The organism is Oxalicibacterium solurbis, from assembly GCF_014635845.1.
Lineage (GTDB): Bacteria > Pseudomonadota > Gammaproteobacteria > Burkholderiales > Burkholderiaceae_D > Oxalicibacterium > Oxalicibacterium solurbis.
On sequence record NZ_BMDP01000001.1, the window covers coordinates 537,351 to 552,062 of the forward strand.

Below are 14,712 nucleotides of genomic sequence, written 5' to 3' on the forward strand. Positions count from 1 at the left end.
AACCGCCATTGTACCAAGAGCACCATGACGCAGGCTGCATGCGACACCACGCCATTCGCCATTGCAGCGACCGTCGGGGCAAATGCCTGTTTCTTATTTTTGTTTCTTGCGTGCTTCGCGATCGAGCTGGCGCAGGTAGTTCAGCTTCTCACCGATCTTGCCTTCCAGGCCGCGCGGCGTCGGCTCGTACCAGTGAGGCTCGGCCATGCCATCCGGCAGATAGGTTTCGCCGGCGGCATAGGCATCCGGCTCGTCGTGTGCATAGCGGTACAGCTTGCCGTAGCCGAGTTCCTTCATCAGCTTGGTCGGCGCGTTGCGCAGATGTTCAGGAACAGTGTGCGACTTGTCCTTGGCGACGAAGGCGCGTGCCTGGTTGTAGGCCTTGTAGCCGGCATTGCTCTTGGCCGCCATCGCCAGATAGATGACGGCCTGTCCCAGCGCCAATTCGCCTTCCGGCGAGCCGAGCCGCTCGTAGGTGGCAGCTGCCTCGTTGACGATCGTCATCGCGCGCGGATCGGCCAGGCCGATGTCTTCCCACGCCATGCGCACGATGCGGCGTGCCAGATAACGTGGATCGGCGCCGCCGTCGATCATGCGGCAGAACCAGTACAGCGCACCATCGGGACTGGAGCCGCGCACCGACTTGTGCAACGCCGAAATCTGGTCGTAGAAGTTGTCGCCACCTTTATCGAAACGGCGCAGCGCATCACCGAGGCAAGCCTTCAGCAAATCGGCATCGATTTCGTTCTGCTTCTTCGCCTGCGCAGCGCGCGCGGCAATTTCGAGATTGTTCAGCAGCTTGCGACCGTCGCCATCGGCACTCGCGACCAGCATTGCCTTCGCATCCGGCGTGAACGCGATGCCTTCCAGTTCTTCGTGCGCCGCACGATCGACCATCGCACCCAGATCGTTTTCATCCAGCGATTTCAGTACATAGACCGCTGCGCGCGACAGCAGCGCGCTGTTGACTTCGAACGAAGGATTCTCGGTCGTCGCACCGATGAAGGTGAACAATCCGCTTTCGACGTGCGGCAGAAAGGCATCCTGCTGGCTCTTGTTGAAGCGGTGCACCTCGTCGACGAACAGGATCGTGCGACGTCCCATCGCACGCGACAGTTCGGCACGCTCGACCGCTTCACGAATGTCCTTGACGCCGGACAGCACGGCCGACAGCGCAATGAAATCGGCCTGGAAGCTATCCGCCATCAGCCGCGCCAGCGTCGTCTTGCCGACGCCCGGCGGTCCCCACAGGATCATCGAATGCGGCTCGCCCGATTCGAAGGCGACGCGCAACGGCTTGCCGGGGCCGAGGATATGCTGCTGGCCGATCACGTCGTCCAGCGTCTGCGGCCGCATGCGTTCGGCCAGTGGCGTGGTTTTCATCTAAATGATGTCCCGATCAAAAAGCAATCGACGCCAGCCCTTCCGGACTGGCGTCGCGTTGTCACATTTGCCGGCGCGGGCCGGCGCTCACATGGCCGTTACTGGAAGACGTCGGCGCCCTTGGGCATCGTGAACTTGAACTGGTTGGCCGGCATCGGCGGATTGCGTTCGAAACTCTCGAACGTCAGCAGCGATACCTGGCCGAACGAATCGCGCAGTTCCATCGCCGCCGGCACGCCGTTCTTCATGCCGATGCCGATGCGCTCGAACGTCGTGTCCTTGGCTTTCGGCACGACTTCCAGCCATTCCATGCCGTCCTTCGTTTCGCCTTCCTTCAGCGTGAAATTCTTTTCCAGATCGTTGCTGCCGAACAGGATGGCAGCTGGCGACGAACCGAGCGCATCGCCCAGCTTCTTCACCGTGACCTGGTTCAGGTCCTTGTCGTAGATGTACAGTTTTTCGCCATCGGCTTGCAGCACCTGCTCATACGGTTTCCTGTATGTCCAGATGAACTTGCCCGGACGCGCGAAGATGAAGGTGCCGGACGACTGCTTGCCCGGCTTGACGGTACCGCTGTCGATCTTCACCAGCTGCTGCTTGAATTCGCCGCGTGCGGACTGCGTACTGGCGACGAAGCTCTTGAACTGATCGAGCGCTGCTGCATGCACGAACATCGGCAGCGACAACACCGCGGCAACCAGCAGCACGCTGGCGACAGTCCACCCGATACGACGGTCATCGCGTTTTGCGGCGGCTGCGGTTTTCCTGTTATTCATCTCGTTCCTTGTCCGTTCTCTGCTTTTTCTATTCGTTTCTGCTATTCGTTACCGTTTCCGGCCGGCACCAGAATTTCGCGGTTGCCGTTCGACTGCATCGACGATACCAGCCCGCTCTGTTCCATCTGTTCCAGCAGGCGCGCCGCGCGGTTGTAACCGATGCGCAGATGGCGCTGCACCAGCGAAATCGATGCACGGCGGTTCTTCAGCACGATTGCGACTGCCTGATCGTACAGCGCATCGCCTTCGCCGCCGCCGACACCATCCAGACTCAATCCGCCCTCACCGTCTTCCGCAACGCCGCCTTCGAGAATACCCTCGATATAGTTCGGCTCGCCCTGTTCCTTCAGATGATTGACGACGCGATGCACTTCGTCATCCGATACGAACGCACCGTGCACGCGAATCGGCAAACCTGTTCCCGGCGGCATGTATAGCATGTCGCCCATGCCGAGCAGCGCTTCCGCACCCATCTGGTCCAGAATCGTGCGCGAATCGATCTTGCTGCTGACCTGGAACGCAATACGCGTCGGGATGTTGGCCTTGATCAGGCCGGTGATCACATCCACAGATGGGCGCTGCGTCGCCAGAATCAAGTGGATGCCGGCGGCACGTGCCTTTTGTGCAATACGCGCGATCAGTTCCTCGACCTTCTTGCCGACGACCATCATCAGGTCGGCTAGTTCGTCGATGATGATGACGATGGTCGGCAGTTTTTCCAGCGGTTCCGGCGCATCCGGCGTCAGGCTGAATGGATTCGGAATTTTTTCTTCGCGTTTCTCGGCTTCGGCGATCTTGGCGTTGTAGCCGGCCAGATTGCGCACACCCAGCTTGCTCATCAGCTTGTAGCGGCGCTCCATCTCGTTGACGCCCCAGTTCAGCGCATGGCCGGCCTGGCGCATGTCGGTGACGACCGGCGCCAGCAGATGCGGGATGCCTTCGTAGATCGACAGTTCCAGCATCTTCGGATCGATCAGGATCATGCGCACCTGGTTCGGATCGGACTTGTACAGCAGCGACAGGATGGTCGCGTTGATGCCGACCGACTTGCCGGAGCCGGTGGTACCTGCCACCAGCAGGTGCGGCATCTTGGCCAGATCGGCCACTACCGGATTGCCGGCAATGTCCTTGCCGAGCGCCACCGTCAGCGTGGAAGCGCTGTCGTTATAGACCTTGGAACTGATGATCTCGGTCAGGCGCACGATCTGGCGTTTCGGATTCGGCAGTTCCAGCGCCATGTAATTCTTGCCGGGAATCGTCTCGACCACGCGAATCGACGTCAGCGACAGCGAACGCGCAAGATCGCGCGCAAGGTTGACGATCTGGCTGCCCTTGACGCCAGTCGCCGGCTCGATCTCGTAGCGCGTGACGACCGGCCCCGGATAGGCAGCGACGACTTTCACCGTGATGCCGAAGTCCGACAGTTTCTTCTCGATCAGGCGGCTGGTGAATTCCAGCGTTTCGACGCTGACGGTTTCCTGCGATTCCGGCGGCTCGTCCAGCAGCGACAGCGGCGGCAGGTTGGTATCTGGCAGATCGTGGAACAGCGACGACTGCTTCTCCTTCTCGACGCGCTCGGATTTCGGCACTGCGACGATCTGCGGTTCGATACGGATAGGCTGCGCCTCGACGATCTTGGCGCGCTCCTGCACCACGGCCTCCTCGCGCTTGACGGCGGCAACCTGGCCCAACTGGCGATCCTTGCGCGCGCCGTACAGATTGCGCACGAACTGGAACGAGCGTTCAATAAATTCGCCGATGCGCTCGGCCACACTGAGCCACGACACATGAAAGAACAGGCTGAAGCCGACGCCGAACAGCAGCAGCAACAGCAAGGTCGCACCCATGAAGCCGAAAGTATTCTGCGCAGCATTGCCGATCAGTTCGCCCAACACACCGCCAGGCGCGCGCGGCAATTGCGCTCTCATCGAATACATGCGCAGGTATTCGATCGCCACGCTGCCCGTCATCATCAGTGCGAAGCCGATGCCGCGGATCAAGTTCTCATGGCGATGCGGCTCTTCCGGCTCCTTCTTCAGCAAATAGCGCTGCGACAAGCGGCGATAGCCTAGCCATACGAGGCGCAACAGGAAGATGCACAGCCACCAGGCCGAAGCGCCGAAAATGAACAGCAGCAAATCGGCCAGCCAGGCGCCGACGCGGCCGCCAAGATTGTGCAGCTTGGCGACCACATTCGCATGCGACCAGCCTGGGTCGACCGGCGAATAAGTCAGGAAAATCAGCATCAGGTACAGCGTGACGACGGCCAGTATCAACCAGCGCGCTTCGGACAGCAGGCGGGCGATCCGCCCCGGCGGCTGATCTTTGGGAACATTTGTCTTGCGGGTATAGGCTTGGCTTGTCTTGGTCATAAATCGGGACGTGTGAACGTCATATCAACTGCGCGTGATATCGACTGCGGCTAATTGAGGTCAACTGCGGTCAACCGCGCGACCGGTGTCCTGGCGGCGCATCGGTCAGAATGGTACGGCAGGCAAAAGCCGGACAAGAAATAAAAAACAGGAACGGCTTGCCTTTGCGCTTGCCGCCGTACAGAGCGACGGCATGGCGCTTCCTCTATAATCTTAACCATTTTTCACCCTTTGCACCCAATAATTCCGGGAGCGGTTGAAATTTGATGCCGCGCCGACATATACAAGCGACCGGCGGCAATTTCGCCAATCGTAGGCCATTCATCCACTGTCAAAAGAACATCATGTCCACCGTCAAACACGCCAAAGTCCTCATCCTCGGTTCCGGTCCTGCCGGCTACAGCGCAGCCGTCTACGCGGCCCGCGCCAACCTGAAACCGGTCATGATCACCGGTCTCGAACAGGGCGGCCAGTTGATGACGACCACGGACGTCGAGAACTGGCCGGGCGATCCGCTGGGCGTACAGGGTCCGGAACTGATGCAGCGCCTGCTGCAGCATGCAGAGCGCTTCAACACCGAAATCATCTTCGACCACGTCCACACGACCAAGCTGAACGAAAAACCGATCCGCCTGATCGGTGACGCCGGCGAATATACCTGCGACGCCCTGATCATCGCCACCGGCGCATCGGCCCAGTATCTGGGCCTGCCGTCCGAGCAATCCTTCATGGGCAAAGGCGTCTCCGCCTGTGCAACCTGCGACGGCTTCTTCTACCGCGAGCAGGAAGTCGCCGTGGTCGGCGGCGGCAATACCGCCGTCGAGGAAGCGCTGTACCTGTCGAACATCGCGAAGAAAGTCACCCTCATCCATCGCCGCGACAAGTTCCGCGCCGAAGCGATCCTGATCGACCGCCTGATGGCCAAGGTCGCCGAAGGCAAGGTCGAAATTCGCTGGAACCACACGCTGGACGAAGTCGTCGGCGACGACAGCGGCGTGACCGGCCTGAAGATCAAATCGACGGTGGACGAGAAAGTTACCGAAGTGCCGGTGCACGGCGTCTTCATCGCGATCGGCCACAAGCCGAACACCGATATCTTCATCGACCAGCTGGACATGCATAACGGCTACATTCAGACCAAGACCGGTCTCGAAGGTATGGCGACGTCAACCAGCGTGCCGGGCGTCTTTGCTGCCGGCGACGTGCAGGATCACGTCTATCGCCAAGCCATCACCAGCGCCGGCACCGGCTGTATGGCGGCGCTGGATGCACAGCGCTATCTGGAAAGCCAGGAGTAACTTGCAGCCCGGACGCGGCCAACGCCGCGTCCCGCATCTTCGTCACCTATCTTCGATCAGGAGGGCATCATGCCTGACCCGCTCAAGGATTTCACCGGACTCAAATCCCTGCACAAGGACCTGAAGAAGCAGGAAGAAGCGCGCCGTCTGGCCGAAGCCGAAAGACTGCGTGCCGAACAGGAAGCGCAGGTGGAAGCCGACCTGTTCCGCCGCAGTATCGGCGACATCGCGCCACTGAAAACCGCCGGCAAAGCAGACATCGCCCTGCCACGCCCGCAACCCATCCCGCGCCAGCATCTGGCGGATGAACAAGCAGCGCTGCGCGAATCGTTATCCGATGAATTCACCATCGATTCGCTGCTCGATACCGACGAAGCCCTCAGTTATGCCCGCACCGGTATCGGACCGGATGTAGTGCGCAAGCTGCGCCGCGGCCACTGGGTGATCCAGGCACAACTCGATCTGCACGGCATGCGCACCGACGAAGCGCGCGATGCCTTGGGAGAATTCCTGCGCAATGCAGCCAAACGGGGCCTGCGTTGCGTGCGTATCATCCATGGCAAGGGACTGGGATCGGTCAACAAGACACCCGTGCTGAAGAGCAAGGTGCGCAACTGGCTGGTGCAGAAGGAAGAAGTGATCGCCTTCTGTCAGGCGCGTGCTGCGGATGGCGGTGCCGGCGCACTGATCGTGCTGCTGCAGGCGAGTTGATCGCCGTTCATCCATTTCCCTGCCGCTCTACTCAGCGGATTCAACACATTAAATGAAGCGGGCCGGCAATGCCGGCCCGTTCCGTTTTCATCGCACCGTCAGACGCGTCAGACGGCCTCGCTGCCGACTTCGCCGGTACGGATGCGAATGACCTGTTCGACCGCGCGCACGAAAATCTTGCCATCGCCGATCTTGCCGGTGCGCGCCGCCTTGATGATCGCATCCACCGCCTGCTCCAGCACGCTGTCGTCCACCACGGCCTCGACCTTTACCTTCGGCAGAAAATCCACGACATATTCAGCACCGCGATACAGTTCGGTATGCCCTTTCTGGCGACCGAAGCCCTTGACTTCGGTCACGGTCAGACCGGTGACGCCCACTTCCGCCAGCGCTTCACGCACTTCGTCGAGTTTGAAAGGCTTGATGATGGCTGTGATCTGTTTCATTGAAACTCCTTGATTTGATGGTACCGGCAGCCCGGTGTTGCAGTGCCAACCTGACGCTATTGTGCGCTTGTTTGCCGCATTCGCGAAGACTTGGGTTATTCAGCTCGCTCAGTCCGGCACATTGGCCAGATCGGCCAGCCAGACCTTCGATTCCGAATCGCTGGGCGCACGCCAGTCGCCGCGCGGCGACAGCGAACCGCCGGAACCGACCTTGGGCCCGTTCGGAATACAGGAACGCTTGAACTGGCTCTGACGGAAGAAGCGGTCGAGGAAGATCGCCAGATTCTTCTTGATGTCGGCCAGTTCGTACTGCCGCCGCGCCACATGTTCGCCTTCCGGCCATGCGCCCTTTTCCCGGTCGCCCCACGCATGCAGCGCGAGGAAGGCGATCTTGCTCGGCGCGAAGCCGAAACGCAGCACGTGGTACAGGTTGAAATCCTGCAGTTCGTACGGACCAATCACCATTTCGGTCTTCTGCTCCGGCGCGCCATTCGACTTGCCCGGCACCAGTTCCGGACTGATGTCGGTATCCAGCACACGCAACAATACGTCGGCGCCGTCCGCACCGATCTCGCCCTTCTCCGCCACCCAGCGCACCAGATGGCTGATCAGCGTTTTCGGCACGCTGGCGTTGACGTTGTAATGCGACATGTGATCGCCCACGCCGTAAGTGCACCAGCCCAGCGCCAGCTCGCTCAAGTCACCGGTGCCGATGACGAAGGCCTGGTTATGGTTGGCCAGCCGGAACAGATGATTGGTGCGCTCGCCCGCCTGCACGTTTTCGAAGGTGATGTCATAGACTTCCTCGCCCGACGCATATGGATGGCCGAGATCCTTCAGCATTGCCATGCAACTTGGCCGGATGTCGATTTCCTGCGCCGTGCAGCCGACCGCTTCCATCAGTTGCCGCGCCTGCAGCAGCGTGCGTTCGCTGGTAGCGAAGCCCGGCATCGTGTAAGCAAGGATGTTCGCGCGCGGCAGGCCGAGCCGGTCCATCGTCTTCGCGCAGACCAGCAGCGCGTGGGTCGAATCCAGCCCGCCGGAAACGCCGATGACGACCTTCTTCAAACCGGAAGATGCCAGCCGCTGCATCAGCGCCTGCACCTGGATGTTGTAGACCTCTTCGCAACGCGCATCGCGGTTGCGCGCATCGGCCGGCACATAGGGAAAGCGTGCCACCTTGCGCTGCAGCGGCAACCTGCCGTCGGCATCGACCGGGATTTCCATCGACACGGTACGGAAGCGCGCCACTTCGTCGGCATGCCGGCGCACCGACTGGCCGAAGGTCGTCTGGTGCATGCGCTGCGACGACAGGCGTTCGAGGTCGATGTCGGCATGGATCAGGTGCGATTCGTCGGCGAAGCGTTCAGACTCGGCCAGCAGTTCGCCGTTCTCGCAGATCAGCGACTGACCGTCCCACGCCATGTCGGTCGTCGATTCGCCCATGCCGGCCGACGAATACAGGTAAGCCGCCAGGCAGCGCGCCGATTGCTGCGACACCAGTTGATGCCGGTAACCGGACTTGCCGATCACGATGTTCGATGCCGACAGGTTGACCAGCACCGTTGCGCCGGCCAGCGCAGCGAACGACGACGGCGGGATCGGCACCCAGACGTCCTCGCAGATTTCGACGTGGAAGCGCAACAATGGAATATTTTTCACGTCGAACAGCAGCGATGCGCCGAAATCCACTTCCTGCCCCAGCAGCGTGATGCGCTGCACATTGGTACAGTCGCCGGAACTGAACTGCCGCGCCTCGTAGAATTCGCCGTAGTTCGGCAAATAGGTCTTGGGCACGACGCCGCGTACGCGGCCTTCCGCCACCACCACCGCACAATTGAACAGCTGATGTTCGACGCGCAGCGGCAAGCCGACGATCATTGCCAGCGGCAGCGTGGCCGAGGCGTCGACAACCTGCTGCAGCGCCTGCAGGCAGCCATCCAGCAGCGCGCGCTGGTGGAACAGGTCGTCGCAGGTATAGGCGGACAATCCCAGTTCGGGAAAGGCAACCAGCGCGGCGCCGGCATCGGCAGCCTGCCTTGCCAGCGCAATCGTCTGCTGCGCATTGAACAGCGGATCGGCCACCTTGCAACGCGGCACGCCGACCGAAACGCGCGCGAATCCGTGCGCATACAGATTGAAGAAATTGCCTTTCATGTTTTCCTTGTCCTGACGTCGTTCCCTGCGACCACTGCGACACGAACTGCCCATCGTGCTGCATCCGAGGGCCGTTTTTCCAGTCATATTGCGAAGTCGTATTGTAGTAGCAGTTCGCCTTGCAAGGCGGTCGCACATGGCGATGGCGTTTTTTGCGTAGAATCAACGGACATGCATCGCCGCAAAGCAATCACCAAATCCGAAATGTCTCGCCCCTCTTCAGCCATTCACCAACCGTTGCATGGATAGCGCACAATCCGCCGGCCAGTCCGCCGAACAACCCGCATATCGCCCTCGCATCGTTTCGTCGCTGTCGGAAATCGGACAGCCGGTCTGGGATGCGCTGCTTGCACTGCAGAATGACGCCACGCCGTTCCTGTCTTATGCCTTCCTCGATGCGCTGCATGAAAGCGGCAGTGCATCGGCACGCAGCGGCTGGCAACCGCAATACCTGACGCTGTGGCGCGATGTCGATGGCAAGGAACGGCTGGAAGCCGCACTGCCGCTGTATGCGAAAAGTCATTCCTACGGCGAATACATCTTCGACTGGGCCTGGGCCGACGCCTATCGCCGCAACGGCCTCGACTATTATCCGAAGCTGCTGTCAGCCATTCCGTTCACGCCGGTCACCGGCAGCCGTCTGCTGGCGCGCGATGCCGAATCGCGTACGGCGCTGGTCGCCGCGTTGCGCGCAATCCAGCAGGGCAACGATTTCTCATCGACGCACATTCTCTATCCGCCGCAACAGGAAGCCGAGCAACTGCAGGAAGCCGGCTTCCTGCTGCGCAGCGGCGTGCAATTCCACTGGCTCAATGCCGGCTACCGCAGCTTCGACGAATTCCTTGATACGCTGGAACGCAAGAAGCGCAAGAACATCCGCGCCGAACGCCGCAAGGTGCAGGAAGCCGGCGTGACGTTCCGCCACATAGGCGGCCGCAATGCGATCGAAGGCGACTGGCGTTTCTTCAAGCGCTGCTATGACCATACCTACGCCGCCCATCATTCGACACCCTACCTGAATCTGGATTTCTTCCTGCGCATCGGCGCGACGATGCCGGACAACCTGCTGCTGATCGTCGCCGAACGCGACGGCCAGCCGATCGCGTCGTCGCTGGTGGTGCATGACGACAAAACGCTGTACGGCCGCTATTGGGGCGCGCTGGTGCATGTCGACTGCCTGCATTTCGAAACAGCCTATTACCAGCCGCTGGAGTTCTGCATCGCGCACGGCATCGCTTGTTTCGAAGGCGGAGCGCAAGGTGAACACAAGATGGCGCGCGGCTTCCTGCCGCAAAAAACATGGTCGGCGCACTGGCTTGCGCATCCTGGCTTCTCGCACGCAGTGGAAGAATTCCTGCAGCAGGAAAGCAGCGGCATTGCCGATTACATCGACGAGTTGAACGAACACAATCCGTTCCGGACATAGATGCGTCCGAGAATGTCCGACACGCTGTAGCCGCTGCGCAATTACCCAGAACATGGGGCTTGCCAGTCTACGAACGTCAGTGCATGCTAACGTCCACGATGACCTCGACCGTTACCCCTCTGCAGCCAATCCATGAACGTCCGACGCGGATCGGACGATTTTCCATCAAGCACGAACTGGGGCGCGGCTCCATCGGCGTCGTCTATCTGGCGCACGATCCGGTCATCGATCGCGACGTCGCGCTGAAGACCTTCCGCAACCGGATGCCGCTGGCGGAGAAAAAACAGTACGAACAGCAATTTATCAACGAAGCACGCGCCGCTGGCCGCCTGGCGCATTCCAACATCGTCACGATCTACGAAGCTTCCAGCGAGGGCGACTGGACCTACATCGCAATGGAATACCTGCCCGGGCGCGAGCTGAGCAAGACGATGACCGCGCATCGCTTCTCACCGGACGATGTCGCCTCGATCTCGTGGAAGATCGCCGATGCGCTGGAGCACGCGCATCGCAATGGCGTCATCCACCGCGATATCAAACCCGCCAATATTTTCCTCGTGACCGACCACCAGCCGAAGATCGTCGACTTCGGCATCGCACGTGCGCCCAACCGCGTCTCCGATGCGCAGCAGATGGAAGAACCGTTCACACTGTTCCACGACAACCTGCTCGGCACGCCGAACTATATGTCGCCGGAACAGGCGCTCGGCCACGCGGTCGACGCTCGCACCGACGTGTATTCGCTGGGTGCCGTCATGTACGAGATGCTGACCTTTCGCAAACCGTTCCACGCAACCGACACCGACAAATTGCTGCAGCAGATCGCCTTCAAGGCAGCACCGGAACCGCACATGGTCGAGGGTGGCGTGCCGCTGTGGCTGTCGCGCATCGTCGTCAAGGCGATGAGCAAGAAACCGGAAAAGCGTTACCAGACAGCCGAAGAAATGTCGCTCGACATCAAGCGCCACCTGACACGCACGCGCCGCGAACACGAACGCGTGCCGAAACAGGAGCTGGCCGAACAACCGGCAAACGCGCCGGACTTCCACAAGTCGCGGCTTTTCTGGCCGATCTGCAGCGTTCTTGTCGCCGGCGCCATCGCCGCCTACACGCTGCTGCGCTGACGGCAGGAGCGCTGACAGCAGGAATTTTCTTACTTCGATACAATGCGCAGGCCGGCCGCATCCGCGGCTTGCTTCCCATTGCAATGTATCCCTCCCCATGAATCCTGCCGACATCCTGACTGCCATTGCCGTCGTCGGCATCTGGGGACTCAACTTCGTCGTCATCAAGGTCGGCCTGCAGGATTTGCCGCCGATTCTCTTCACCGCGCTGCGTTTCCTGTTCGCTGCATTTCCACTGGTCTTTTTCGTACGGCGGCCGACGATTCCATGGACGCTGCTGGCCGGCTACGGGCTGTTCCAGTTCGCTGTGCAATTCACACTGCTGTTTTCCGGCATGAAACTGGGGCTGTCGGCAGGACTGGCATCGCTGGTCATCCAGTTGCAGGCTTTCTTCACGATCGGCCTGGCAATCCTTCTGCTGGGCGAACGCCCGCGTGCAACGCAATGGATAGGCGCACTGATCGCACTGGCCGGCATGCTGCTGGTAGCCATGCATCTGGAAGGCCATGCGACCGTACTCGGCTTCCTGTTGGTGATAGCCGGCGGCCTGTCGTGGGCGATGGCGAACATCCTGACGAAAAAGATGCACGACGTGCGCCCCGTTCCGCTGGTCGTCTGGGGTTCGCTGCTGGCGACGCCGCCGCTGCTGTGTGCCTCGCTGCTGATCGAAGGACCGGCGGTATGGATGCAGACGCTGCATCATGCCGGCTGGCTGTCGGTAGGTGCGGTTCTGTTCCAGTCCTACCCGAACACCATCCTCGGCTTCGGCGTCTGGTCGATCCTGATGCGCAAATATCCGACCGCGACCATCGCGCCATTCACCTTGCTGGTGCCGGTGTTCGGCATGCTGAGCGCGACGCTGCTGCTGGACGAACCGCTGCAATGGTGGAAGATCGTCGCCGGCGTGCTGGTGCTCGGCGGCCTGGCGTTCAACCAGTTCGGCGGGCGTCTGCTGCGCTTCGTCCGATAGCCTGAAAATCGGCCCTCATCCTCAACGGACGGTCATCCTCGAAACCATAAAAAAAAAGCGCACCGAAGTGCGCTTTTTTATTGCCGCGAAGAACCGCAGACGAATCAGGCCTTGGTCTGTTTCTTGTAGTTTTCGACGCCGGTCAGGATCTCTGCCTTGGCTTCTTCCGGGCCGCCCCAGCCTTCGACCTTGACCCATTTGCCCTTTTCCAGATCCTTGTAGTGTTCGAAGAAGTGCTGGATCTGCTGCAGGCGCAGATCGTTGATGTCTTCCGGTTTCTGCCAGTGCGTATAGATCGGCAGAATCTTGTCCACCGGCACTGCCAGCAGCTTCGCATCGCCGCCGGCCTCGTCACTCATCTTCAATACACCGATCACACGGCAGCGCACCACCACACCCGGATGCAGCGGAAACGGCGTGATCACCAGCACATCGACCGGGTCGCCGTCATCGGCGATGGTTTGCGGGATGTAGCCATAGTTGCACGGATAGTGCATGGCGGTACTCATGAAGCGATCGACGAAGATCGCACCGCTTTCCTTGTCGACCTCGTACTTGACCGGGTCGGCATTCATCGGGATTTCGATGATGACGTTGAAATCGTTCGGCAGATCCTTGCCGGCCGGGACATTGTTCAGACTCATGGTGTGTTCTCGAAAGTGGAGGAGAAATGGGAGATGCTGCAAACCCGTGATTATAGCGATTTTCCCGTTTGCCCCGCCGGCAACCCTGCTGCCGCCCGTCGTCCGTTCATGTAACGGATAGGCAATGCGGCAGAGAGAAAATTCGGAAGAAAGCCGAGAAAATTACAACGCCGTTGCCACCGCGCACTGGCGATAGTGAGAAGCCGCCTGTTCCGGCTGGTTCAGTGCTTCGTGCATCTGCGCCAGCTTCAGGTGGATTTCCTGCAGCATGCGTGGATGGCTTGCATCGGACAGCGCCTGCTCCAGATGGCGTTGCGCCTTGCCCCACAGATGCTGGCGCAGGCATAACGTACCCAGCGTCAGTTCCAGATCCGGATCGCCCGGATGCTTGCGGTTCCAGTCCTCACAGCGCTCGATCTGCGCCAGCAGCGCCGGTGCACCTTCCTGTGCGGCAGCCGCGCGGTACGGCTTTAGCAGACGCTCGTCCCATTCGGCTTCCATCGCCTTCTCGATAAGAGCACGCGCATCGTCGTGCAGCCCGCAGCGATTGAATGCCTGTGCGCCATGCAGAGCGACATAAGGCTGGATGCGATCTTCAGCCGGAATGCTCCACCAGACGTTGCGAATCGATTCCGCATCGTTGGCCGGATTCTGCAACAGATCCTGATAAGCCAGTTCGCGCAGGCGAGTCGACAGCGCCGGATGCAGGGCGCGGTTCTTGTCCAGTGAACGCACCAGCCGCAGCACTTCCGGCCAGTTGCCGGCACGCTGGTTGGCCTTCAGCGCCATGCGCAATGCGTGGATATGGCGCGTGCCGTTGGCGTTGAGTTCCTTGACGACATCCAGCGCCTGTTCCGGCTGGCGCTCGTCCACCAGCAATTCGATCGCCGTCATCAGGCGTGCCGTCTTCAGGCCCTGTTCATCGTCGACCGTCGCCAGCCAGGTGTCGCGCCGATCGGTCTGCTGCATCCGGTGTGCAGCGCGGGCCGCAATCAGCGCGGCCAGGCCAGCGTTGTCCGGCGATTCGGCGGCGCGCGTCGCGGCTTTTTCCGCATGACCGAAACGTCCTTCGAAAAAGGATTTCAACGCATCGCGCAACGCCTCGTTGCCCTTGCGCTCGAGTTTTTCGCGCCGATAGGCGGCAACGCGTCTCGGCATCGCCTGCGCCACGCGCACTGTCTTCAGCACCGCATAGACAGCGATGAACAGCAGAATCGTCAGCAGGATGAAGAAATTGAGCGACAGATCGATGCGGTACGGCGGATAGAAGAACACCACGTTGCCGACATTGAAATGCGCCGCCACGGCCAGTCCGATGGCGGCGGCGAACAGTATCAGGATCCAGAGGAAAAAGCGCATATCGGTCAGCTACGGTCGGCAGTCAAGGGACAAAGAGGACGAAAGA

12 protein-coding genes are annotated in these 14,712 nt (G+C 60.6%); 5 read left to right on the forward strand and 7 right to left on the reverse strand.

The window, feature by feature from the left end; all coding sequences use genetic code 11:
• Positions 1 to 93: 93 nt before the first annotated feature.
• The 3 genes from IEV40_RS02595 to IEV40_RS02605 form a co-directional block, all read right to left on the reverse strand.
• Positions 94 to 1,383 (reverse strand): replication-associated recombination protein A, encoded by a 1,290-nt coding sequence (locus tag IEV40_RS02595; protein WP_188419388.1) that lies wholly within the window; start codon positions 1,381 to 1,383, stop codon positions 94 to 96.
• 98 nt (positions 1,384 to 1,481) lie between these two features.
• Positions 1,482 to 2,159 carry an outer membrane lipoprotein chaperone LolA gene (gene lolA, locus IEV40_RS02600; RefSeq protein ID WP_188419389.1) on the reverse strand — a complete coding sequence of 226 codons (678 nt, stop codon included), beginning with the start codon at positions 2,157 to 2,159 and terminating at the stop codon, positions 1,482 to 1,484.
• Positions 2,160 to 2,200: 41 nt separating this feature from the next.
• Complete coding sequence (locus IEV40_RS02605) at positions 2,201 to 4,531, reverse strand: DNA translocase FtsK (RefSeq protein ID WP_188419390.1); 2,331 nt, start codon at positions 4,529 to 4,531, stop codon at positions 2,201 to 2,203.
• Between the two features lie 344 nt (positions 4,532 to 4,875).
• Between IEV40_RS02605 and trxB the strand changes: the two genes are divergently transcribed.
• Together trxB and IEV40_RS02615 are read left to right on the forward strand one after the other, a co-directional pair.
• Complete coding sequence (gene trxB, locus IEV40_RS02610; RefSeq protein ID WP_188419391.1) at positions 4,876 to 5,829, forward strand: thioredoxin-disulfide reductase; 954 nt, start codon at positions 4,876 to 4,878, stop codon at positions 5,827 to 5,829.
• 69 nt (positions 5,830 to 5,898) lie between these two features.
• Positions 5,899 to 6,540 (forward strand): Smr/MutS family protein, encoded by a 642-nt coding sequence (locus IEV40_RS02615; RefSeq protein ID WP_188419392.1) that lies wholly within the window; start codon positions 5,899 to 5,901, stop codon positions 6,538 to 6,540.
• A gap of 107 nt (positions 6,541 to 6,647) precedes the next feature.
• Here IEV40_RS02615 and IEV40_RS02620 read toward each other — a convergent pair whose 3' ends face one another.
• Together IEV40_RS02620 and IEV40_RS02625 are read right to left on the reverse strand one after the other, a co-directional pair.
• Positions 6,648 to 6,986, reverse strand: coding sequence for a P-II family nitrogen regulator (locus tag IEV40_RS02620; protein ID WP_188419393.1), 339 nt, complete (start codon positions 6,984 to 6,986; stop codon positions 6,648 to 6,650).
• 108 nt (positions 6,987 to 7,094) lie between these two features.
• Positions 7,095 to 9,143 (reverse strand): NAD(+) synthase, encoded by a 2,049-nt coding sequence (locus IEV40_RS02625; RefSeq protein ID WP_188419394.1) that lies wholly within the window; start codon positions 9,141 to 9,143, stop codon positions 7,095 to 7,097.
• A 241-nt stretch (positions 9,144 to 9,384) separates the two neighbouring features.
• Between IEV40_RS02625 and IEV40_RS02630 the strand changes: the two genes are divergently transcribed.
• The 3 genes from IEV40_RS02630 to IEV40_RS02640 all read left to right on the forward strand — a co-directional run bounded on the left by IEV40_RS02630 (position 9,385) and on the right by IEV40_RS02640 (position 12,663).
• Positions 9,385 to 10,569 (forward strand): GNAT family N-acetyltransferase, encoded by a 1,185-nt coding sequence (locus IEV40_RS02630; protein ID WP_188419395.1) that lies wholly within the window; start codon positions 9,385 to 9,387, stop codon positions 10,567 to 10,569.
• 83 nt (positions 10,570 to 10,652) lie between these two features.
• A complete protein-coding gene (locus IEV40_RS02635) occupies positions 10,653 to 11,693 on the forward strand; it encodes a serine/threonine protein kinase (RefSeq protein WP_229723925.1) in 1,041 nt (346 codons plus the stop codon).
• A 97-nt stretch (positions 11,694 to 11,790) separates the two neighbouring features.
• Complete coding sequence (locus tag IEV40_RS02640) at positions 11,791 to 12,663, forward strand: EamA family transporter (RefSeq protein ID WP_188419396.1); 873 nt, start codon at positions 11,791 to 11,793, stop codon at positions 12,661 to 12,663.
• Positions 12,664 to 12,767: 104 nt separating this feature from the next.
• On the opposite strand, the gene ppa is transcribed toward IEV40_RS02640, so the two are convergent.
• Positions 12,768 to 13,307, reverse strand: a complete 540-nt coding sequence (gene ppa / locus IEV40_RS02645; protein ID WP_188419397.1) for an inorganic diphosphatase — start codon at positions 13,305 to 13,307, stop codon at positions 12,768 to 12,770.
• A gap of 162 nt (positions 13,308 to 13,469) precedes the next feature.
• A complete protein-coding gene (locus IEV40_RS02650) occupies positions 13,470 to 14,666 on the reverse strand; it encodes a heme biosynthesis protein HemY (protein ID WP_188419398.1) in 1,197 nt (398 codons plus the stop codon).
• Between the last annotated feature and the right edge of the window lie 46 nt (positions 14,667 to 14,712).